This window comes from Nitratireductor sp. ATLC21, assembly GCF_057196525.1.
In genome coordinates this window covers 335,437-357,366 of the sequence record NZ_JBXUOU010000001.1, presented here as the reverse complement: position 1 = coordinate 357,366, position 21,930 = coordinate 335,437, and the positions used below count along the sequence as shown (strand labels likewise).

The 21,930-nt window shown below is 58.3% G+C and carries 23 protein-coding genes; 3 read left to right on the top strand and 20 right to left on the bottom strand.

Features of this window, described 5'->3' with window-relative positions; genetic code table 11:
* Positions 1–35: 35 nt before the first annotated feature.
* The 11 genes from AC2CHD_RS01720 to AC2CHD_RS01670 all read right to left on the bottom strand — a co-directional run bounded on the left by AC2CHD_RS01720 (position 36) and on the right by AC2CHD_RS01670 (position 6,955).
* Positions 36–887 carry a hypothetical protein gene (locus tag AC2CHD_RS01720; RefSeq protein ID WP_484552371.1) on the bottom strand — a complete coding sequence of 284 codons (852 nt, stop codon included), beginning with the start codon at positions 885–887 and terminating at the stop codon, positions 36–38.
* Between the two features lie 243 nt (positions 888–1,130).
* Positions 1,131–1,682: a hypothetical protein gene (locus tag AC2CHD_RS01715; RefSeq protein ID WP_484552370.1), complete on the bottom strand. Its 552-nt coding sequence runs from the start codon at positions 1,680–1,682 to the stop codon at positions 1,131–1,133.
* Positions 1,679–2,527 (bottom strand): DUF7146 domain-containing protein, encoded by an 849-nt coding sequence (locus AC2CHD_RS01710; protein WP_484553188.1) that lies wholly within the window; start codon positions 2,525–2,527, stop codon positions 1,679–1,681. Before AC2CHD_RS01710 ends, AC2CHD_RS01715 begins: the two co-directional genes overlap by 4 nt.
* Positions 2,528–2,624: 97 nt before the next feature.
* Positions 2,625–4,109 (bottom strand): DEAD/DEAH box helicase, encoded by a 1,485-nt coding sequence (locus AC2CHD_RS01705; RefSeq protein ID WP_484552369.1) that lies wholly within the window; start codon positions 4,107–4,109, stop codon positions 2,625–2,627.
* The gene (locus AC2CHD_RS01700; RefSeq protein ID WP_484552368.1) at positions 4,106–4,630 is read right to left on the bottom strand and encodes a YdaU family protein; all 525 of its coding nucleotides are present in this window, start codon (positions 4,628–4,630) and stop codon (positions 4,106–4,108) included. The genes AC2CHD_RS01705 and AC2CHD_RS01700 overlap by 4 nt, the downstream gene beginning before the upstream one ends.
* 14 nt (positions 4,631–4,644) lie before the next feature.
* The gene (locus AC2CHD_RS01695; protein ID WP_484552367.1) at positions 4,645–5,478 is read right to left on the bottom strand and encodes a ParB/RepB/Spo0J family partition protein; all 834 of its coding nucleotides are present in this window, start codon (positions 5,476–5,478) and stop codon (positions 4,645–4,647) included.
* Complete coding sequence (locus tag AC2CHD_RS01690) at positions 5,475–5,759, bottom strand: hypothetical protein (protein WP_484552366.1); 285 nt, start codon at positions 5,757–5,759, stop codon at positions 5,475–5,477. Before AC2CHD_RS01690 ends, AC2CHD_RS01695 begins: the two co-directional genes overlap by 4 nt.
* The gene (locus AC2CHD_RS01685) at positions 5,756–5,992 is read right to left on the bottom strand and encodes a hypothetical protein (RefSeq protein ID WP_484552365.1); all 237 of its coding nucleotides are present in this window, start codon (positions 5,990–5,992) and stop codon (positions 5,756–5,758) included. Before AC2CHD_RS01685 ends, AC2CHD_RS01690 begins: the two co-directional genes overlap by 4 nt.
* Positions 5,989–6,216: a hypothetical protein gene (locus AC2CHD_RS01680; protein WP_484552364.1), complete on the bottom strand. Its 228-nt coding sequence runs from the start codon at positions 6,214–6,216 to the stop codon at positions 5,989–5,991. Before AC2CHD_RS01680 ends, AC2CHD_RS01685 begins: the two co-directional genes overlap by 4 nt.
* Positions 6,213–6,752: a hypothetical protein gene (locus AC2CHD_RS01675; RefSeq protein ID WP_484552363.1), complete on the bottom strand. Its 540-nt coding sequence runs from the start codon at positions 6,750–6,752 to the stop codon at positions 6,213–6,215. Before AC2CHD_RS01675 ends, AC2CHD_RS01680 begins: the two co-directional genes overlap by 4 nt.
* On the bottom strand, positions 6,749–6,955 hold the full coding sequence (locus AC2CHD_RS01670; RefSeq protein WP_484552362.1) for a DNA-binding protein: 207 nt from the start codon (positions 6,953–6,955) through the stop codon (positions 6,749–6,751). The genes AC2CHD_RS01675 and AC2CHD_RS01670 overlap by 4 nt, the downstream gene beginning before the upstream one ends.
* A 112-nt stretch (positions 6,956–7,067) precedes the next feature.
* Between AC2CHD_RS01670 and AC2CHD_RS01665 the strand changes: the two genes are divergently transcribed.
* The 3 genes from AC2CHD_RS01665 to mazG all read left to right on the top strand — a co-directional run bounded on the left by AC2CHD_RS01665 (position 7,068) and on the right by mazG (position 10,148).
* The gene (locus tag AC2CHD_RS01665; RefSeq protein ID WP_484552361.1) at positions 7,068–7,628 is read left to right on the top strand and encodes a hypothetical protein; all 561 of its coding nucleotides are present in this window, start codon (positions 7,068–7,070) and stop codon (positions 7,626–7,628) included.
* A gap of 529 nt (positions 7,629–8,157) precedes the next feature.
* Positions 8,158–9,204 (top strand): dipeptidase, encoded by a 1,047-nt coding sequence (locus AC2CHD_RS01660; protein WP_484552360.1) that lies wholly within the window; start codon positions 8,158–8,160, stop codon positions 9,202–9,204.
* A gap of 122 nt (positions 9,205–9,326) precedes the next feature.
* A complete protein-coding gene (gene mazG, locus AC2CHD_RS01655) occupies positions 9,327–10,148 on the top strand; it encodes a nucleoside triphosphate pyrophosphohydrolase (protein WP_484552359.1) in 822 nt (273 codons plus the stop codon).
* 44 nt (positions 10,149–10,192) lie between these two features.
* On the opposite strand, the gene hflX is transcribed toward mazG, so the two are convergent.
* The 9 genes from hflX to dusB form a co-directional block, all read right to left on the bottom strand.
* Positions 10,193–11,569, bottom strand: a complete 1,377-nt coding sequence (hflX, locus tag AC2CHD_RS01650; RefSeq protein ID WP_484552358.1) for a GTPase HflX — start codon at positions 11,567–11,569, stop codon at positions 10,193–10,195.
* Entirely contained in the window at positions 11,570–11,818 is a 249-nt protein-coding gene (gene hfq / locus AC2CHD_RS01645; protein ID WP_007007454.1) for an RNA chaperone Hfq, read from the bottom strand.
* 148 nt (positions 11,819–11,966) lie between these two features.
* On the bottom strand, positions 11,967–12,833 hold the full coding sequence (locus AC2CHD_RS01640) for a D-amino-acid transaminase (RefSeq protein ID WP_229446909.1): 867 nt from the start codon (positions 12,831–12,833) through the stop codon (positions 11,967–11,969).
* Positions 12,834–12,929: 96 nt separating this feature from the next.
* Positions 12,930–14,306, bottom strand: a complete 1,377-nt coding sequence (trkA, locus tag AC2CHD_RS01635; RefSeq protein WP_223020646.1) for a Trk system potassium transporter TrkA — start codon at positions 14,304–14,306, stop codon at positions 12,930–12,932.
* Between the two features lie 131 nt (positions 14,307–14,437).
* Positions 14,438–15,799, bottom strand: a complete 1,362-nt coding sequence (gene ntrX / locus AC2CHD_RS01630; RefSeq protein ID WP_229446910.1) for a nitrogen assimilation response regulator NtrX — start codon at positions 15,797–15,799, stop codon at positions 14,438–14,440.
* A 3-nt stretch (positions 15,800–15,802) separates the two neighbouring features.
* Complete coding sequence (locus AC2CHD_RS01625; protein ID WP_484552357.1) at positions 15,803–18,055, bottom strand: sensor histidine kinase NtrY-like; 2,253 nt, start codon at positions 18,053–18,055, stop codon at positions 15,803–15,805.
* A gap of 160 nt (positions 18,056–18,215) precedes the next feature.
* Positions 18,216–19,658, bottom strand: coding sequence for a nitrogen regulation protein NR(I) (gene ntrC / locus AC2CHD_RS01620; protein WP_229446912.1), 1,443 nt, complete (start codon positions 19,656–19,658; stop codon positions 18,216–18,218).
* Positions 19,655–20,803, bottom strand: coding sequence for a two-component system sensor histidine kinase NtrB (locus AC2CHD_RS01615; RefSeq protein ID WP_229446913.1), 1,149 nt, complete (start codon positions 20,801–20,803; stop codon positions 19,655–19,657). Before AC2CHD_RS01615 ends, ntrC begins: the two co-directional genes overlap by 4 nt.
* Positions 20,800–21,792, bottom strand: coding sequence for a tRNA dihydrouridine synthase DusB (dusB, locus tag AC2CHD_RS01610; protein WP_484553187.1), 993 nt, complete (start codon positions 21,790–21,792; stop codon positions 20,800–20,802). Before dusB ends, AC2CHD_RS01615 begins: the two co-directional genes overlap by 4 nt.
* Positions 21,793–21,930 lie beyond the last annotated feature (138 nt).

Below are 21,930 nucleotides of genomic sequence, written 5' to 3'. Positions count from 1 at the left end.
TGCGCTCGCTTCGCTCAGGCCCTTTTCTGACGTCGCTATGCGATCGCTCGCAGAACCTTCTTCCGCTTCTTCGTCTTTCGAAACCAGATGGCAGCGAGCGCCCGCCAGACGGAGATTCGATTCATATGCGCCATCACTTTGGCTTCATCCTCTGCCGTTAGGTAGAGGTCACCAATCGCAACACTTAGATCTACCGGCTCGAAGCGCTGTGCGTAATCCGACGACGTCATGAGCAGCTCAGCTGCCTTTATGTGCTGCGCAGTAATCGGCGCAAGATCGGCGTTGGCAAGAACCTCCAGTATCTTGCGTGCGCCCTGCGCCGAATGCCGATCAATCAAGCCACGCAGTGCCGCAACTGCAATTGTCTCGCGTGGCTTGTACTTTCCGCCGCCAGCAGTGTTCTTGACCAGTGTGACACCTGCACGCACACATACTAACTCGACGGTTTGCGCTTCAGGGTTTCCAGCTACGACAGAGGCCTGATGCAACTGCAGCGGAGTGACACCCACTCGTTCCGTATTTTGGCCAACGAATGCCGCTGCCTGCGCGGCAGTATCGGGTGCCTCAACAATCATCACTGGGATTGCTTTGATATGTGGATTGCTTGCTGCTGCTACAGCAGTGTGTTGGCCGTCCAGCACTTTGAGGATCGTTTGTCCGTCTTGATCAGCGTAGGCGCAGATAGGAGGCTTGAATTTACTCCAACAGAACCCTTCGATGATGCGCCTGATCTGCCGCCGCCCGCGCTCACTTATCTGCCGCTGGTATGAATGGTCAACAAACAGGCTGCGAGGATCAACGCTCTCGCACATTGGCTCACCGGTTTCAGGAACTTTGGGAGTGAGGTCCGATGCCTCAATCGGAGAAACTGGGCTGAGATCGGACATGCGAGGCTCCTGATGTGATTGTTGCTGCTGATCCCTGACGGGAAAAGCGCAAACTTTCAGCAGAAGAGCGGTGTTGCTATGCGCTAGAAGGGATATCCCCGGAACTCCTCGCAGATTCCGTTAAGAGATCGTTAGTCTTGGCAATCAAATGCAATTGAAAAAGCCCGCCTTGGAAAGCGGGCTATCGCTGGCGCAAACCGCCAACTTGCTTACAGACTACAATCTCGGTTCACCAAGGTCAACCTATTTTCGCACAGCAGTTCTATTTCGATGTGCAGAATTTCGATAGCCCCACATTTCTGCTAGATCGTCCAGAAATCCCCTCAGCGCGTCTGCTGCGGAGAGCCTGTCCCGCTTGGTGGGGCCTGCTACTTCAGGTAACGAACGCCCGTCTCCGGCCACATTTGATACCAGTGCGAAACCCCGTGCACCGAGCAACATCCTACATCGCTTAAGTTCCTTGCCGGCAGCAAGTTGACGCAAGCTGATGGGATCGGAGGCCCCACCGCCGTCAACATGCTCTTGTGTGTAGTCGATAGCACCGGCACCAGCCCCGCCCATGGTCTCCCAGAGGGAGCGAAAACGATCTGCCGCCTGCTTCTGGGGGCGATCGAGGCTGCCACGGGCAAAGAGCGTCTCAATCGCGCTCTCACGTACGTTGACGTATGCCCTCACCGTTCTGGGGTTCGATGGGCTTTCTGCATACCCAGGCTGGAAATACGGATTGTCGACCTCTGTGGTCTGCACCTTCAGCTTGAGACGACCGGCCGAAAGGCGTTTGATCTTCTTGCTCACTGCGCGCGCTCCATCTTTGCAAGGAGTTCGTCATTCCAGTCGTTTCCGACGCGAACGGGTAATTCCACAAATGCGGATACGCCTCTCGCCTTTAAGCGTTGCGCGAGCGAGTATGCTGCCGCTTGACCGGTATGGCTGGCGTCGTTGTCCCCAAAAATGAACACTGTGGTTACATCGGCAGGCGGCGACCATTCCTGCAGAAGCCCCGCAGTCAATGCGGCCCAAACAGGGAGATTGAACAGGATGGATGCCGCAAGTGCGGTTTCAATGCCTTCAGCAATTCCAAGTTGATCTGTGTGCGGCATCAATCGTACCGCGCCACCCGACGGCATTGTCCCCATCATCTTGCGTGGTGACTTCACGTCTGCCTTGCCCCCATGTGGGCTAAGATATGTCCGGTGAAGCGCTGCTCGTTCGCCAGCAGCGGCGGCAGCATCCGACGGATCAACCTTGGCCACCATCATGGGGTGCCAGGTGGGGCGGCTACCGGGATCGGAGTATCGCTCGTCTTTTGCAAATCGAAGCACAGACGGGAACTCGACCAAACCGGTGCGCGAATGCAGATATTGACCGGCTGGATCACCCAGAGTGACGGGCTTCGCACGTCCCCAAAGAGCCGCCATTTGCTCACGGCGTTGGTTGTCATTCACGGCCTGACCATTTCGTCGGGCAATCTTCGGCGCTGCGCCAATGTGCTCTTCGATACGCTGAGCCGCTGCCCGAAAATCAACACCAAGAAAGCGCTTGGCGAGCTCAATCCCATCTCCGGCACCACACTTGGAGCAAATCCAGGTCCCGCGTCCGCCCTTATCGTCGAAACGGAAGCGATCTTTTCCACCGCACATTGGACATGGACCGTGGCGGTTTCGCAGTGCTTTCTGAGGCACACCAAGCTCGGCGAGGATGGCAGGCCACTTGCCGATTGCGCGGTCCTTCAGTGGTTCACGCCGCATGCTTCGCATCCTTCTGCTTGCGCTTTGCATAGGCGATCTGTCGCGACTTCAGCCAATTGAGGAAAACCGCGTCCGGGGCCAGCGGTTCATGCTTCAGGCCCACGGGCCAGCTCCCATAGCGCTCCATGAATTTCGCTTTGGCAAAGTTCTGGTTATAATCCCGGTCCCGCTGAACCCAGATCAGCATCGAGTAGACTTCCTGCGGGCTGTGAGGCGTTGCCTCCTTGCGCGCTTTCTTACCGCCCTTGATCTGGATGAGTTCGCCTTGCTGCTCCTCGATCCGCGATTGGCGCTCAGGCGCAAAGCCGCATGAAGGGCACTTGTGAATTCCCGCTGGTTTTAGGAATGAACACGCCTTGCACTCCTGCGGCAGGGGCGTCGCCTTCTCGCGTTTGGTGCGCTTGCCTGACTGGCGTTTCCCATCATCCAGCCGGTCGTGGTGGATGTCATCCACGAAGCCCAGACGAAGGGTCGTATCGGAATGATCAAGGACCAGACACTCGGTTTTGCCCTCTGCCATACGCAGACCACGACCGATGATCTGCGTGAACAAGATTTCCGACTTTGTTGGCCGATTGAGGATGATGCAACGGATATCCCAGTCCACACCTGTCGTCAGGGTGTAGACGTTGCAAACCACCTTGATCTGCCCATTGCGTAGTCGCTCACCGATAGCAGCCCGCTCTTCCGGCGGGGTGTTCATGTCAACGTAGCCAGTCGGGACACCTGCCGCCTCGAATTCATCGGAGAGCTTTCGGGCGTGTGCCCGATCCACGGCAAAGCAGAGCGTGGGCCGATCCTCGCCAAGCTGTAGCCAGGTGGACACCGTATCGGCGATCAGAACCGGATGGCTCATCGCTTCCGACAACTCGCCTTCGTGGTAGTCGCCTGCCACAGTGCGCACCTTGGACAGATCGGGATGCGACGGTGCGAAAACCTTGAACGGCGAAAGCCAACCTTCCGCGATCAATTCCTTGGTCGACGTCGGAACCAGCAGATCATCGTAGTGCTTGCCAAGCCCCTTGGCCCATGGCGTGGCGCTCAATCCCACAAACGGGACATCTGCCCATTCCGGCATTGCCATCCACTTGCCGTAGAAATCAAACCATCGGTGGGCTTCGTCGATCAGTACGATCCCGGCTTTCGGCAAACTCCGCCGCATCAGCGTCTGAACGCTCGCCACCTGAACCGGCTGCTTGGCGTCAGTCTGCGGATGGTAACCCTGCATGACACCGACGCTTTCGATGCCCTGCTCGGCGAACTTCTCGACGGTCTGGTCAACCAACGACAGGAACGGAACCACGAACAGCACCGGGTTGTCCTTGCGCAAGGCACCCTCGACAATGGCAGCGCTGATCACCGTCTTGCCGAAGCCAGTGGGAGCCTGAATCATCGGACGGCGCTTGCCGCTGGCTAGCGAGGCGCGCAGCATGTCGAGTGCACGGTGCTGGAGCGGATGCAGATCGAACTTCATCGCGAACCCTCCGAACCGACACCCCCGTTGACCACTGCCAACCCGGGCCAAGGGCGAGTGTCCCCTTCCCCCAGCACCCTACCTTCAACCTTGGAGCTTCCTTCCCCTTGGCTAGGACTTCCACGTAGTGGATGTGATTGTGGTTGTGACTTGCTAGAGCATTGCTTGCCTCCTTGCTTAAGCATTGCTGTAGCATTGCTAGAATTCTGGGAGGCTCGTTTGGCCTTCGCTTTACCGCCACGACGTCCCGCCTCGGCACGTCGATTGTACGACGCGGCGGTACGTTCGATTTCCTCATCACACCGGTCGTGACGCCATCCATCGCTGAAGAAGGCACGGACGACCGGTCGGTGCTTCCGCCATTCTGACGGACTCATACAGGCAATACGGGCAAGCTGCGCATCGTCATCCGGCAAGCATCCCTGCTGCCAGTAATGCATGATCAGAAGCAAGTATGCGCCGTGCTGCGCAGCGTTAAGGTGGGTGGTGTCGGCGCGATAGTCACCGACATAGAGAGGCATCCAAGGCCGCGTGCTCATTGGTCAAGCCTTTCAACAATTTCGATCATACGGTCTGCGAGGCCCGATGCGCGCTGCCCAAGGACAGAGCGCTGACGGCCGCTCGCGGAAATCAAATCCGGGATCGGAAGGGTTTCGATGACGTCGGCGTGCTCGATGAAGGCTGCGAAGACGTTCGCCGGCTTCGTCGGTGCTGATTCCGCCATTGGCTTGCGGGCTACAGGAGCTCGCGGGGCAACGACATCGCGCTCGACCGCCTTAACCTGTTCGTCGGGCGGCAGGTTCTTGATACGGTCGAGGTATGCCCCCGTGTCGAGCTTTGTCCCGGTGATCTTGTTCATGGCCTCCGGGACGACCTTTTCACCGCGTTCTGCAGCACGCTGTACGGAACGCTCGGATTGACCAGTGGCGGAAGCGGTGGCGGCAGTGAAACGGTCAATGGAGTCGCCAACTTGGCGACTGCTCGAATACTGGTTCACTCCGTGTTTCGTCTCAGGATGCAGTTCCAGGTAGATCGCCTTACGCCGTGCGGTACTGGTCGCACGTTCCGATGCGGACAACTCCGCCCGCATCAGATTTTCATCGATCATCGCCAGTTCGGCATGGAGATCATCGTCGTCGACGATGATGCAAGGCACCTGTCTAAGCCCGATCAGGTCACATGCCGCGAAACGGTGTGCACCAGCGATGACCTCGTAGCCATCGCCCTCACGCCTGACCCGTATCGGGTTCACGACGCCAATCTCTTCAATGCTGGCGCACAGAGATGGGAGAATCGCATCGTTCAAAGGACGGGCGTCCTTGCGGCGGTGGAGCATGTCCACCGCAAGCATCGAAATCGTTTCAGTCACGCCGCACCTCCGACGACGCGGGGCCGCCGACGCAGCTCTACGACATTCCCGTTTGCCGGACCTACCGGGAGCTTCTGCGTGTCGCCAAGATACAGGTTCTGAAACCTCACCCAAGCCTGTGCCGTGTCGTGGCAGTCCGCAAACGACATGGTGCGATCAGATTTCAGCTTGGCAGAACGCCATACCTCGAACGCGTCAAATGCAGCCTGGAATGCCTGCTCATCAGAGGCCACCCCACTTTCGTTGACTGGACATTGTCTCAAGGTTTTGCTGGAAGTCATACTGCACCTCCAGTTCCGTGAAACTGGAAGCCGCGCTCAATGTCGCACACGACACGGGAACATGCTTCTGATGAAACGTTGAGCATCGCGATGGCGGTATCGACGGCCGCGACGTTTGCCTCACTCAGGTTTGCGCGATCCAGTTCGTGGAGTATGGCGCAAGTCTGACCCAAGACCGCTTCGATGTTGGAGATAAACACCGGCGCGTCGATCAATGTGCTGGGCGGCTTCATCGGGCACCTCCCGCAACCAGCTTACGATGGGTCGGTGTTTCGCGAGCAAGAACGACATCGGCGCAGTAGCTGATGTTCTCAAGATAAACGCCGTGCCCTTTGATCGTGCTGGGGTAGATTCTGATCGCCCAGATCTCCCCTTCCAATTCCGCATTCCACTGATCAAGTGCCTTGGAAAGCTCGTTCGAAAGGGAGCGGATTCGTTCGCTAGGAGATAGATTCATGCCGCAACCCTCCGTTTGGGAGCCTTGGCATCAGCTTCCTGCTTGGCAAATTGCAGGGCCATGCTCGCGATATCGAGAAGGTTTTCATCGCACCACGCTTCATATCGAAGAAGTAGACTCGCACGATCGTAGACATCCATGGGATCAGTCGGACGCTTCGTTCGAACTGCATTGATGATCGCCTGCTCGTAGACGCTGAGGAACTCATGGAGATCGTCCAGCAGGCTGCCGGCGGTATTGAGCTCGTAGCAGCGCTCACTAGACTGATGGCATGGACGATTGAGCATGCCGCTCAGAACGTCATTGAGGGTGTGGATATCGTAATACAGCGATTTCAGGAGGCCAACGCCCATCCGATCGAGCGCATTCAGATCAATCTGAACGCTCTGTCGTCCATGAAGGGGTAGTCGTTCAGCGGAATCGGTGTTAATTGTGCACATGTTCTGTACATTTCCTCTGCAGGGATTGTCTGAATCATGGCTCGGAGAGGTTGCCGCCTCTGCCGGGCCTTTTGTTTCTGGGATCGTATTATTCATGCCGCGTCTCCAAACTTGGTGCGAAGGCCAAGCTTAGTAGCCAGCGGCACAACCGGGACCATGATCCGGCCTCCGATCTTCACTGTTGGAATATCGCCGCTACGTGCAGCTTCATAAGCTGCGTTACGGGCAAGCCCAAAAAAGAGTTTTCCGGCGTCAGGGACCGAAATCGTCGGCCGGGAAAGTGCTTCGTCGATGGTCATTGCTGTCTCCATTTGTGCGATTCGTGCGCACAAAATGATCCTCATCCATCTTTAATGGATTTGCAAGTTTTTTGTGTGCACGTTATGCACCTTTGTACGGGAGTGTGAATAAATGGCGCGTCCAAAGCTAGGAAGCAGCGAAACCGAACGTCTGCACGTGAAGATCACGGCCGACGAAATCAAAGCCATTGATGATTGGCGCTACGAAAACCGTGTCCCTTCCAGATCGGAAGCTGTTCGCAGACTAGTGCAGCTAGGACTTCGAACGATCGATCATCTGCAGGGACTTGCAGATCAGTCCTCCGCTATGACTCAAAAAGCGCAGTCAATTGAGGAGCAGTGGACTGAAATTTTGTTGGCCCCAGACTGCCAAGAGGATCTTGCAATATATGCTGCAAAAGCAAGTATTCTGTTTAGCGAGGAATTTAGTCGCTTAGCTGACGAAGTTTTTGACTGTCACAATCGACTGGTTGATTTTGTGCATGAGACTAATGCAATCCAACAGGGTGCCGATGTGAATGATGCAATTGAAGCTGCGGACCGCATCAAGGCAGAGGCGATTGAACAGCGGAAGCGTTGGGAAAAGCAAGTGGCCGAATGGAAGCTTTCACAAGAAGCGAAACTCTTAGAGGAAGAGGAAGATACTTCCACGCCATGGAAGGGCGAGGAATGATAGACCATCTCCTTATTGGGGATGAGAAAGAAGTGTAAGGCCGATATTCTGCAAGCCCAGCCTTGGTCGGTATTGATCAGACTACGTCAGCCTCACCCACAGTTCGGAGAGTGTATCGAGCATCAAGAACAGTCGGTGAACATCCTGCCACCATACTGCTACCATTTTGCTACCGAATTCGGTAGCACAAGGCGATTGAGAACAGTACAGATAAAGACGCCTCTACGCCTATCACCCTGAATTTTAAAGATGACTCAGGATTATCGATAACAAGCCGATACGCGGCTGACCGAATTTCAAGACCGGTGCCTTCAACCGCTCGGCCATCCCTCCGGTCGCTGTCGGGGGCTTTTACAGCCGCGCCGGGCATGGCGTCAACTCGTTCCATTCAAGACGGTGCGAATTGTGCCGTGGAGATTTCTGGAGGACGCAGAAGATCAGGCCCAGGCGATTTGCTTCCCGTATGAGCCTTGCTTAAAAATGATGCCCAGACTCACCCGGCGCATTCGTGCCAAAAGGCAGCTTCTTCATGGCAGATACAATTCCCGTTTTCGACGGTCACAACGATGCGCTTCTGAGACTTTACCAGAGCGGAAGGCGGGACGCCGAGCAACTCTTTCTTGAAGGAACGGATCGAGGACATATAGACCTTCCTCGGGCCCAGAAAGGCGGACTGGCGGGCGGGCTCTTCGCAATATTTCCACCACCGCTCTCAAACATGAAAGTGGATGGAAAACGCCCGCAGGATGTGACCTTCCCAACGCTGGGTCAAGGCGATGCACTGGCCTCCACCATCGCGATGGCAGCGTTGCTGCAGCGGCTGGAACGCGCATCCGATGGGCGTTTCGCCGTATGTCGCAATGCGGCGGCCATTCGTGCGGCGATGGCATCAGACACGCTGGCCGCCGTGTTCCATATTGAAGGCGCGGAAGCCGTCGGTCCCGATCTGGATCTGATCGACGTTCTTTATGCTGCCGGCTTGCGTTCGCTCGGACCGGTGTGGAGCCGTTCCAACATTTTCGGCCATGGTGTTCCCTTCCGCTTCCCGTCGACACCCGACATCGGAGAGGGTTTGAGCGACGCTGGCAAGGCGCTTGTCCGCAAGTGTAATCGCCTGGGCATCCTGGTCGATCTTTCCCACCTCAATGAGAAGGGTTTTCGCGACGTTCAGGCGATCAGCGAGGCACCGCTCGTCGCGAGCCATTCAAACGTTCATGCCATCTGTCCCCAGTCACGCAATCTCACGGATTGGCAAATGCGGGCGATCCGGGAAACCGGCGGATTGGCAGGCCTCAATTTTTCGGTGAGCTTTCTGCGTCCCGACGGCGACACCAACGCCAACACGGATCTAGACATCCTGTTGAGGCATCTGGATGCCATGTTGGAAGCACTTGGCGAAGACGGAGTGGCACTCGGGTCGGATTTCGACGGCGCACTGGTGCCGCGTGGGATCGGAGATGTCTCCGGTTTGCCGAACCTCATAGAGGCCATGCGCGGGCATGGCTATGGAGAGGAACTGGTCGAGAAAATCGCCTGGCGCAACTGGCTGCGTGTGCTCGAACGCACGATCGGCTGAGCGGGAGCATTTTCCGGTCCGATCGGCAGCGGGTTTCATCCGGATCCGCATTAAATCAATTGCTTGGTGAGCTTTTGCCGGTCAAGAAAAAGCGTCGACAGATCAGACACAGGAACGCGGTGATGCAGCCCTCAAAGGATATCGCAAGACTTCTCGAGATCATGAAAGCCCTTCGCACGCCGCAGACCGGCTGTCCGTGGGACGTTGAGCAGGATTTCGCGTCCATCGCACCGTATACGATCGAGGAAGCCTACGAAGTCGCAGATGCGATCGAGCGCCATGATCTTGATGATCTGCGTGATGAGCTGGGAGATCTTCTTTTGCAGGTCGTCTTTCATGCACGCATGGCTGAGGAAGAAGGTCATTTCGATTTTGGTGATGTGGTAGAGGCGATCACCCGCAAGATGATCCGTCGCCACCCGCATGTGTTCGGTGATGCCGAGGCACGGAGCCGGGGCATGGCGAAAGGCATGTGGAACGAGATTAAAGCACAGGAAAAGGCCGAGCGCCTTGCCCGGCGACAACAAAATGGCAGCCCTGAAGAGCTCACCGCCTATCTGGATGATGTTCCGCGCGCCCTGCCCGCTCTCATGCGCGCTTACAAGCTCCAGCAACGGGCTGCCCGCGTGGGTTTCGATTGGGGTAAAACCGGTCCTGTACTCGACAAGATCGAGGAGGAAATCGGTGAATTGCGGGACGCTTTAAACGAACAGGATGACGCTCACGCGGCGGAGGAATACGGGGATCTTCTGTTCGCCGTGGTTAATCTGGGACGCCACCTGGGGCACGACGCGGAAGCCGCACTTGCCCGGACCAATGATAAATTCCGCAAGCGCTTCGATTTTGTGGAACGCGAGCTTAAAAAGGCTGGGCGCTCGCTAGAGGATGCAGACCTTCAGGAGATGGAAGCGCTGTGGCAACGCGCAAAAACCGCAGCCTGCTGACACCCTCTCCATGTGAGTGCCACGTTCGCCATGGGGCCTGGGACCTAATGGCGAGCGGCCTTCTTTCCGGCGAGCTGTTCCTGAAGCTCCTGTTTCGCCGATTCCGTCATCCGCAGTTTCAGTGAGATGCTTCCATCGTCGTTGTTTGTGCGCTCAACAACGTCGCCATTGCGATACACCCAGTCGAGGAGTGACATCCGTTCCGGCGCAAGGACGATCGAGGTCAGGACAATCTGTCCGGAAATATGTTCTTCGATCAGCGCCAGCAGATCGGGGATACCCTCCCCCGTGATTGCGGAGATTGCCAGCGGTGCATCGTCGGCACGCATCCCCTCCAGAAGGGCCCGACGTCGTTCCGGATCAAGACTGTCGATCTTGTTCCAGACCTCCAGCACGCGTTTCCGGTCAGCGGCATCCACCCCCAGGTCGCCGAGAATGGCCTCGACATCCATCGCCTGAGCTGCCGTATCGGGGTCTGCGATGTCGCGCAAATGCACGATCAGGTCCGCTTCAACAACCTCCTCGAGCGTTGCGCGGAAAGCGGCGACAAGGTGGGTTGGCAAGTCGGAGATGAAGCCGACCGTATCGGAAAGGATAATGGTCGTGCCATGAGGCAGCTGTACCCGGCGAAGCGTGGGGTCCAGCGTGGCGAAGAGCATGTCTTCCGCCATCACGCTTGCCCCGGTGAGCCGATTGAACAGGGTCGATTTTCCGGCATTGGTGTAGCCAACGATGGCGACGATCGGGAACGGGACCTTCCGACGCTTGGCGCGATGCAGATCGCGTGTGCGCCGGACCTGTTCCAGATCCTTCTTCAGACGCATGATGCGCTCTTGAAGCTGTCGCCTGTCTGCCTCGATCTGCGTCTCGCCCGGGCCGCCCATAAAGCCGCCGCCGCCGCGCTGCCGCTCCAGGTGGGTCCAGCTCCGGACAAGCCGGCCGCGCTGATATTCCAGATGGGCCAGATCGACCTGAAGCCGCCCTTCCTTGGTTCGCGCGCGGCGCCCGAAAATCTCAAGAATAAGCCCTGTCCTGTCCAAAACCTTGGCTTTGAGCGCTTTTTCGAGATTGCGCTGCTGCACCGGTGTGAGTGGATGATCGATGATCACCACTTCCACATCCTGTTCTTCAACCCGGGCAGCGATTTCTTCCAGCTTGCCCGTGCCGAGCAATGTTGCCGGCCGCGGCGTATGAACACTTACGATCTCGGCGAAAACCACATCGAGATCGATCGCTTCGGTAAGACCGATCGCCTCTTCGTGGCGCGCTTCGGATGCACGCGAAGAAACCGCACCGCTCTCGGCGGCACGGCGATCGGACGGGAGGACAGGCGTAATGACTGCAGCTCGCGTGGTGTCGGGACTTGTGGTCGACCGATCGCCGCCGCGGGCTTCTTCGTCTGACTTGCGTTTTTCTGTCAATCAGGAGTCCCGATTGCTTTCCTCGGCGTCGTAAAGCTGAACAGGCTGGCTCGGCATGATCGTCGAGATCGCGTGCTTGTAAACGAGCTGCGAATGTCCGTCGCGGCGCAAAAGCACGCAGAAATTATCGAATGAAGTAACAATGCCTGTCAGTTTGACACCGTTGATGAGGAAGATCGTGAGAGGGTTCTTGCTCTTGCGAACGGTATTCAGGAACAGGTCCTGCAGGTTTTGAGTTCGTTCCGCCATTTTTGGTCTTTCACCCATTCGCTGCCTTAGGGCAGCCAGTAGCGCAAATATGACACGCTCCTGTCAAGAAAGTCTGTGACAGGGACTGCATGATCAATTGATGCCTATGTTCATCGGTTGCACCGAGCCGCATCATCATGCGCGTTGGTTAACAGCTAGGACTTTTTTCCGCAATCGCAAAAAACGCGTCCCGCAAAGAGCGCGCGACACTGCCGGGATGTCCGTTGGCCACGGGTTTCCCATCGATGTTGACCACAGGCATCACCACGCTTGTGGCGCTGGTTACAAAGGCTTCGCGGGCGTTTTGCGCCTCCTCCACCGAAAAAGCGCGCTCCTCGACCTTCAGCCCGAGATCGGCGGCGACCTTTATCACGGTGGCTCTGGTTATCCCACGCAAAATGCCGAAATCGGCCGGCCGCGTCACCAGATGACCGTCCTTCGTCACGATCCACGCATTGGTGGAAGCGCCTTCCTTGACCGTCCCGTCCGGGTCGACAAACCAGGCCTCCTGCGCCCCGGCATCAACCGCCGCCTGACGTGCCAGGACGTTCGGAAGAAGTCCGATCGTCTTGATATCCACGCGCTCCCAGCGGTTTTCCGGCACGGTGATCACGGTCATGCCTTTTTCGGCCTTCTTTGCCGCGGCGTTCGGATCCATGCGCTTTGCCGTCACCACGAGGGCTGAGCGAACGGGCGTGGTGGGGAAGGCATGGTCACGCGGGGCCACGCCGCGCGTCACCTGCAGATACACCATACCGTTGCGTACATGGTTGCGGCGGATGACTTCACGCATGATGAATTCGAGAGCCTTGCGCTCAACCGGCCAGTCCATGCGCAGTTCGCGCAGCGAACGGTCGAGCCGGTCAAGATGCCCCTTCATATCGATAATGTATCCACGAGAAATCTCGCACACTTCGTAGACGCCGTCGGCGAGCTGATAGCCACGGTCCTCCACGTGAACCATCGCGTCACCGTGATTCGCATAACGCCCGTTCACATAAGCAATGCGTGGCATGTCTCACTCTCCGTCTGCTGAAATCCGCCGGCTGGAATCGTTGCCGCACGAAAGAAAGGTTTGTTTTGCCGCCCTGCGGGAGCTTTTTCAAGCAGCTCAGAAGAACTCCAGGCTGACACGGAACATCTGCTCGACCTGCCGAACCGCGCTTTCGAGCGCAAAGATCACAACCCGGTCCTTCGGTTTGATCTTCAAAGATCCGCTCGGCTTGATAACAGCACCGTCGCGATAGACCGCGCCGATGCGCATTCCGTCGGGGAACTCCACCTCGCTGAGCGGCGGCCCCACAAGCGGCGATGTTTCCAAAGCTTCGGCCTCGATGACCTCGGCTGCACCGCGCTGAATGTTGTGGACGGCGCGAATGCGGCCGCGTCTGACATGCTGGAGAACCTTGGAGATCGTCACGGAGCGCGGGTTCACATGCGCGTCGATCCCCAGCGTTTTGGCGAAATCGTGATAGGTGGGATTGTTGATCAGAACCAGATTGGAGCGGCACCCGAGACGCTTGGCAATCACGCTCGAAAGGATGTTGACCTGATCGTCATTGGTCAGCGCCACCATCAGGTCGGCATGCTGGATATCGGCTTCCAGAAGAAGTTTCTGGTCGAGCGCGCTGCCATGAAGAACGACCGTGCGGCGCAGCTTGTCTGCGAGAGCCACCGCCCGTTCGCGGGTGTTCTCGATCACCTTGACCTTGGTGCGGCTCTGCTTCTTCTCCATGGCGCGCGAGACGTAAAGGCCGATATTCCCGCCGCCGGCGATCACGATCCGCGTTGCCTCGCGCTCCTCATGGCCGAAGAGGCCAAGCGTGCGGCGCACCTGATCCTTGGTGGTCACCACATAGGCCAGATCACCGGCAATGAGCTGATCGCCCGAATGCGGGATGAACAGCTTGCCTTCGCGTGAGACGCCCACAACGGTCGAGGGCAGATCAGGGAAAAGTTCCGTCAGCTGTGCCAGCGGCGTGTTGATGACCGGACATTCCTCCAGACACTCGATCGCCACCATCGATACCTTGTCGTCGGCGAAGCTCACCACATCCGTTGCACCCGGCAGAGCGATGCGGCGCATCACCATCTCGCCAACCTCGACCTCCGGCGAAATGATCACGTCGATGGGAAGATGATCGCGCGAGAACAGGTCCATATAGTGCGATTGCAGATAGGATTGCGAGCGAATGCGCGCGATCTTGGTCGGCACGTTGAACAGCGAATGCGCGACTTGGCAGGCCACCATGTTCACCTCGTCGAACAGGGTCACTGCGATGATCATGTCGGCTTCGCTCGCGCCGGCTGAGGCGAGCACGTCGGGATGCGCGCCATGTCCGACAAAGCCGCGCACGTCGAGCGTATCGCGAACGGCACGAATCAATTCCGGCGATGTGTCGATGACGGATACGTCGTTCTGCTCGGCCGCCAGTCGTTCCGCAATACCGAAGCCGACCTGCCCCGCGCCGCAAATAATGACTTTCATCGCCTGTTCCCTGCCTCAACAAAGACCAAATGCCGGGTCTGCAAGGCCCATGCTCTAGCGCTTTTCCCGCGCCATGAAAACCGGAAAGCCGGATGTCCGCCTTCTGCTGTCTGTCCGCTCCATCTCACTCGCTAGACGCCCAGAGATTTAAGTTTGCGATGAAGTGCCGAGCGTTCCATGCCGACGAATTCCGCCGTACGCGAGATGTTTCCGCCGAAGCGGTTGATCTGGGCAAGCAGATATTCCTTTTCGAAGAGTTCGCGCGCCTCGCGCAATGGCAGCGCCATGATGTGCTGATCCGACTGCGTCGGCAGACGCGGCATGACATCGCCGATTTCCGCCGGCAGAAGGTCGGCAGTAATCGGTGTGTCCGGCCCGTCACCCCGCGTCAGGATCATCAACCGCTCGATATTGTTGCGCAGCTGTCGCACATTGCCCGGCCAATTATGCGCCTGAAGCACAGCCATTGCGTCGTTGCCCAGCGGGCGCGGCTTGATGCCGGCCTGTTCACCGATCTGCTGCATGAAATGATCGACAAGCAGGGGTATGTCCTCACGTCGGTCGGCTAGGGGCGGCACGACCACCGGCACCACTGCCAGCCGGTGGAACAGGTCTTCGCGGAAACGGCCATCGGCTATGAGGGATTCGATGTTCTGCGCGGTGGATGAGATGATGCGCACGTCCACTTTCACACGCCGCGTGCCCCCGACACGTTCGAACTGCTGGTCCACGAGAACCCGCAGAATCTTGCTCTGCGTGCCAAGTGGCATGTCGGCCACTTCATCAAGGTAGAGAACGCCGCCATGCGCCTCCTCAAGGGCACCCACCTTCCTCTCGCCACCATCCGACTCGGTGCCGAACAGCTCGATTTCCATGCGTTCGGGCGTAATGGCTGCAGCGTTCAGCGTCACGAATGGTCCATTGCTGCGTGGCGAGGCGGCATGGATCGCTCTGGCAACCAGCTCCTTGCCGGATCCGGATGGTCCGGTCAGCATGATCCGGCTGTTGGACGGCGCAACGCGTTCGATTGTCTGGCGCAAATGGTTGAGCGCGGCGGATTCGCCAACGAGATCGTATGAGGCGCCACTGCGCTTCTTCAGATCGCTCATCTCGCGCTTGAGCTTGGAAATCTCAAGCGCCCGCTCGCAGATCAGGATCATCCGATCGGTCTTGAAGGGTTTCTCGATGAAATCATAGGCACCGCGCTTGATCGCCGAAACCGCGGTTTCGATGGTGCCATGACCGGAAATCATGACGACAGGCACATGCGGGTGCAATTCCTTGATCTTGTCGAGCAGCGCCAGCCCGTCGAGCTTGGATCCCTGCAGCCAGATATCAAGCAGGATCAGGCGCGGGACGCGCTCGGAGATCGAGGCCAGCGCACTGTCGCTGTCATGAGCCGTTCGTGTCTCGTGGCCCTCGTCGCTCAGAATGCCGGCAACGAGTTCCCGGATGTCTTCCTCGTCGTCTACGATCAGAATGTCGGAAGCCATTTTCTACCTTCTTGTCGTCTCAGCGATGCCGCCGGCGTCTCCGGCGGCAGGAAGTATGATGCGGATCATCGCGCCGATGCCGCCATGGAAATCGGCCGGCGCATCGTGCAGCTCCAACCGTCCCCCATGGTCCTCAATAATTTTCTTCACGATAGCCAGGCCCAGGCCCGTCCCCTTTTCGCGCGTGGTCATATAGGGTTCGAGCAGACGCTGACGGTTTTCCCGTGGCAATCCCTTGCCATTGTCGATCACTTCAACCTGGATGAAGCGGCCGCTCATGCCGGCATTGATGCGGATTGCGCCCGGCTGTCCATTGCTCCGCTCGGCAGCGTCGATCGCCTCTGCGGCATTCTTGATGACGTTGCCAAAGGCCTGCCCCATCAAGCGCGCATCGAAACGACCCATCAGCGGGGTCTCTGAGATATGCCGTTCAAAACTGATCTCGTTGCGGGCAACTTCGACCAGAAATGAAGCCTCACGCAGCGGATCTCTCAAATCGAGGTGCTGAATGTCTGGTTTTGGCATCCGCGCAAAAGCCGAAAACTCGTCGACCATTCGCCCGATATCGCCGACCTGGCGAATGATCGTATCGGTGCACTGATCGAAGATCTCCCTGTCCTGTTCGATCACCTTGCCGAACCGGCGGCGGATGCGTTCGGCAGACAATTGGATCGGCGTCAGCGGGTTTTTGATTTCATGCGCGATGCGACGTGCAACATCGGCCCAGGCCATCGACCGTTGCGCCTGCATCAGATCGGTGATGTCGTCGACCGTTACCACGTATGAATGCTCATCGTCCTCGTTGACGCCCTCTTCCGTTGTAATCTGGATGTTGAAGGTACGTTCCGATCCGCCCCGAAAGAAAGTAGCCTGTTCGCGGTAGACGGGGCGGCCTGATTTGCGCCCGGTTTCGAACACACGCCCGAGATGCGGCAGAACAGCCGAGAGATTTTTGTTCACCGCCTCATGCGCGGAAATATCGAGCATGGCTTCCGCGGAACGGTTGACCATGGCCACCGAACCGTCTGCCTCCACGCCGATGACGCCCGCACTCACGCCTGAAAGGACCGCCTCCGTAAATCGGCGACGCTCGTCAATAACGTCCTTGGCGGCGATAAGCTGATCGCGCTGCGATTTGAGCTGCTGTGTCATCTTGTTGAACGTATCGCCGAGAAGACCGACATCACCGTCGGAGGATCGAACCGGAACAGTGACGTCGAGATCGCCGGTCGATACCGCTCCCGCCGCCCCGATCAACTGACGTATCGGCCGCACAAGGCGATCTGCAACAGCAATGCCTGTCCAGATCGCCGCAAGGACGATCGCAAGTGTCACGACAAGGTATAAAAGCGCGAAAGCGATCTGCGTGTTGCCACGATTGCCCTCGAGAGACCGGTACTCATCCGTGTTGGTTCGCACGATCTGCCGCGCTTTCAGCACCTCGGGATCCAGCAAAGCACCCGTATAGAGATAGGCGTCAGGGATGTCCTGAAGTTTGTAGACAGCGGTCACGAGATTGGTGCCGCCAATCTCGTTGAACGCAATCTGGGAGCTGTTGGCAATTTCCATCGCCTTGCTTCCGGGACGCGGTAGCGGAATATCCTCCGCCATCTGCGCGCTCATGATCACGGACCCATCTTCACGGACGAGTTCAGCATCCGCCAGGCCACGCAGCATGGCTTGGCGCGTCATGAAATCGCGGAACCCATAGCGGTCGAGATTGTAGAGGGTACGAGCCTGATCGAGCCTCACCCCCATGCTTTCTGTAGTGCCCTGCAGGCTTCGGGCATTTTGCTGCACATAGGCATCGGCAATTGATAGTGAGGAGTAGACAATCACCTTCGTGCGCAGTTCGAACCACCGGTCGAGGCCCAGCTCAAGTGTGACCGAGGCAATTACCGCGACGAGAATAGCGGGTATTGCCGCCACCAGCGAAAACATCGCGATAATGCGTACATGCAGACGAGACGCCGCCCTCTGACCCTTCCGCGATTTGTAGATGCGAAGGCCCTCGAGCACGATCAGCCCGAACAAAAGCATGATGAATGCGAAGTTCACCGCGATGAGCAAAAGCGTTGTCTGTGCATCCGGTGTGAAAGGCGTGAGCCCGAGAAGCACCGTGAACGAGACCGCGGCCGTCAGAAGGGCGCCCAGCGCTGCTGCCACGCCGATGAAAAACGTGGCCGACCGCCCACGCCGAACAGGCGAAGCCGCAACAAAAGGCTGCGTCGGCGAACTCTCAGACAAGCTTACCATAACTCCCGCTTCTGCTCTCCAACCCCGCCCCAATGTTGCACATATGCAACGACTGTCACCTGCTGGCAACAGTTGCATTTCTCAACATTGCGGCATTGCTGGGGCAAAATGGGGATCTGCAGGGGCCAGGATGAGTTGCCAGCCAGGTTTTGGCGCTCGCTCAGCCTGCTCCGCGATAGATATTGATGCCGTAGTCGCGAATCTTCTTGCGCAGCGTGTTGCGGTTGAGTCCCAGAAGATCGGCTGCCTTCAGCTGGTTTCCACCCGTTGCCGTAAGAGCGGCTATCAGAAGCGGCTGTTCGACATCCGCAAGGACACGCTGATAAAGGCCGGCCGGTGGGAGTTGGTCTCCGAACTGTCCGAAATAGCGTTGCAGATGCTGCTCGACGGCCTGAGTGAGTGTCGTCTCTTCTGGAAGCGCATCTTGTTGGCTTGCACGCAAAGCCCCTGCGGCACGCAACTCCTGTTCGATGATCTCTGCGGAAATTTCATCCTGCGGATAGAGAGCCGCCAGGCGTCGCACGAGGTTTTCCAACTCACGCACATTGCCCGGCCAGCGGTAGCTCTTAAGCCGGTCGAGTCCTTCCGAGCCAATGCGTTTGGGCTGAAGACCTTCCTGCTCGGCTCGTGCAAAAAAGTGCCGCACCAGATCGGGAATATCCTCGGCCCGCTCGCGCAAAGGAGGTAGGCGCAGCGGGACCACATTGAGCCGGTAGAACAGGTCCTCACGGAACAGTCCCTGATCGATCAGCATTCTGGGGTCCTTGTTGGTGGCAGCCACGATGCGCACATCGGTCCGGATCGGGGTGCGCCCGCCGACGGTCGTATACTCCCCCTGCTGCAGCACGCGAAGGAGTCGTGTTTGAGCCTCCATTGGCATGTCGCCGATTTCATCGAGAAACAGCGTTCCGCCTTCCGCCTGTTCGAAGCGGCCGAAGGAACGCGCCTGCGCACCGGTAAATGCCCCTTTTTCGTGGCCGAAGAGCTCGGATTCGATGAGATCGCGCGGGATGGCGGCCATGTTGATCGCAACGAAGGGGCCTTTGCGCCTGCGGCCATACTCATGCAGCGCTCGCGCTACCAGTTCCTTGCCCGTCCCGGATTCGCCGCTGATCATCACCGTAAGGTCGGTCTGCATCATACGCGCCAGCAGGCGATAGATTTCCTGCATGGCGGCCGAACGACCGATGAGAGGCAAGGCGTCCGGCGCTTCTGCGGTTGCGCTTTCCTTCTGATTCGACTTGGGTTCCGAAAGCGCTCGTCCCACGATGTTGACGAGTTCCGTCAGATCGAAAGGCTTTGGCAGATATTCATAGGCACCGACTTCCGAGGCGCGGATCGCGGTCATGAATGTGTTCTGCGCGCTCATGGCGACGACCGGAAGGTCGGGACGCGCCTTGCGGATTCGCGGCAGAAGGTCGAACGCATTGCCATCGGGCATCACCACATCGGTGATAACCAGGTCCCCCTCGCCCGCAGAAACCCAGCGCCAGAGCGTCTCCACATTCGATGTCACCCGCACATCGTGACCCGCGCGTGAAAGTGCCTGATTAAGCACTGTGCGGATGGCTGCATCGTCATCGGCGACGAGAATGCTGGTCATGCGGGCGTATCCTCTTCGTTAAGAAGGACATCCTTGCGGCGCGCTTCGCGCCAGGCAGGCATCAGGATGCGGAAAACCGTGCCGCGCTGGCCAGAGGATTCGCACTCGATGACGCCGCCATGTGCGCCGACGATCTTGGCAACCAGCGCGAGCCCCAGACCGGAGCCATTTTGTTTGGAAGTCACAAAAGGATCGAAGATGATTTGCCGCAGATCCTCAGGGATCCCCGGTCCATTGTCGTGAACGCAGAATTCCAGCGGCAGGGCCACCCGATCCGGCGAGCCTGGAACCGACAAGCGAATGCCCGGTCGAAACGCCGTCGTCAGCCTTATCTCGCCATCGTCTCGGTCACCGATCGCTTCAGCGGCGTTCTTTACCAGGTTCAGGAACACCTGGATCAACTGATCACGGTTTGCCCATACGGGTGGCAGGGAAGGATCGTAGTCTTCGACGATGCTCACCTTGCGGGCGAAGCCGCTCTTGGCAACGGCTTTGACGTGATCGAGCACCAGGTGAATGTTGATCGGGTCGCGTTCCACGGGGCGTTCGTCGGAGAACACCTCCATGCGATCCACCAGCGCAACGATCCGGTCCGTTTCTTCGGTTATGAGGCGTGTCAGGGCACGGTCCTCATCAGACACCGCATGTTCCAGCAATTGCGCGGCGCCACGGATGCCCGAAAGCGGGTTCTTGATCTCATGCGCCAGCATGGCTGCAAGGCCGGTCACCGAACGCGCAGCACCGCGATGCACCATCTGCCGGTCGATCTTGTCGGCCATGGAGCGTTCCTGCAGGAGAAGCGCCACCGCGCCAGGCACTTCGGAAACAGGTGCGGCATGAATATCCACCATGCGCTCCGCTCCGAGCCGCGGCGAGGAAATGTCGACGCGATATTCGTTGATGGCCACACGCTGCTCACGCACCTGTTCCACAAGTGCGATCAATGGGCTCCCAAAGGGGACGAAATCCTCAAGCCGGCTGCGCGCGAGAATGGAGGCGCCGGAGCGAAAGAAGTCCTCGGCTTCCGCATTGACCTCGACCATGAAACCCTCGCAGTCGATCATCACCATCGGATGTCTCAGCGTGTTCAGGAGAAGACTGGCGGGGCCGATCTCCATGCGTGTGGGCTCCTCCTGCCTGTTCATGCGGCCAGACGCTCCTCGTGTCTGCGGAAAAGCCCCCGCAGAAGGCGTGAGACCTCGCGGTGATCGGTCCCCGTCATGATCGCCTTGCGGCTTTCTGCATCGACCGCGCCGAGATGTCGGTCCATGTACCAACCAAGATGTTTGCGGGCGTGTCGTGTGCCGTGCTCCGTTCCGTAAAGGGCGAGCATTGCTTCATAGTGATCGACCACATAATCAGCCAGCTTCTCAGGCCGGCGGTCGGCATTGGCAGCGACGGCTCCGGCCGTCCATGGCGCACCGTAATGCGCACGACCGATCATCACCGCATCCGCTCCGGATGCCGCAAGGATGCCCGCAGCATCCTCGGGTGTGTTCACATCGCCATTGGCAACAACGGGAATGGTGACGGCATCCTTCACCGCGGATATCGCCTGCCAGTCCGCCTTGCCCTTGTAGAACTGGCAGCGGGTACGCCCGTGTACGGTCACCATTGCGACACCGGCAGCCTCTGCTCGGCTGGCGATGTCCGGTGCGTTGAGCGCATGTTCGTTCCAGCCTAGCCGCATCTTCACCGTAACGGGCACCCGCACCGCCGCCACAACCGCCTCGATCAGACTCAGCGCATGGTCGGGTTCGCGCATCAGCGCAGAGCCGGAGTAACCGCCCGTCACCTTCTTGGCGGGGCAGCCCATATTGATGTCGATGATGTCGGCGCCTTCTGCTTCCGCTATCCGCGCGCCCTCGGCCATCCAGCGCGCTTCCCTACCGGCAAGCTGCACCATATGCACGTCCACCTCGGGACGGCGCAGGCGGCGAGCCGATTCCGCCTTGCCACGCGCAAGTTCACCACTTGCCACCATCTCCGAAACCACAAGCCCCGCCCCGTGCGCATGCGCACGGGCGCGAAAGGCGAGATCGGTCACGCCCGACATTGGTGCCAGAAACACCCTGTTGCGGATGGTTACGGGCCCGACAGTAAGCGGTGTCGACAGAAATTCAGTGAACGAGATGCACAAAATTAAAGCACCTTTTGCTTGTGCTTATTATTTAGCCACTTCGGGCCGCACCTGCAACACACAATTCGCTCGGAATGGGTGTCATGCAAATTCGGCTGGCCTTTCGTGGCGTGTCTTATTATGCGTCTGCCC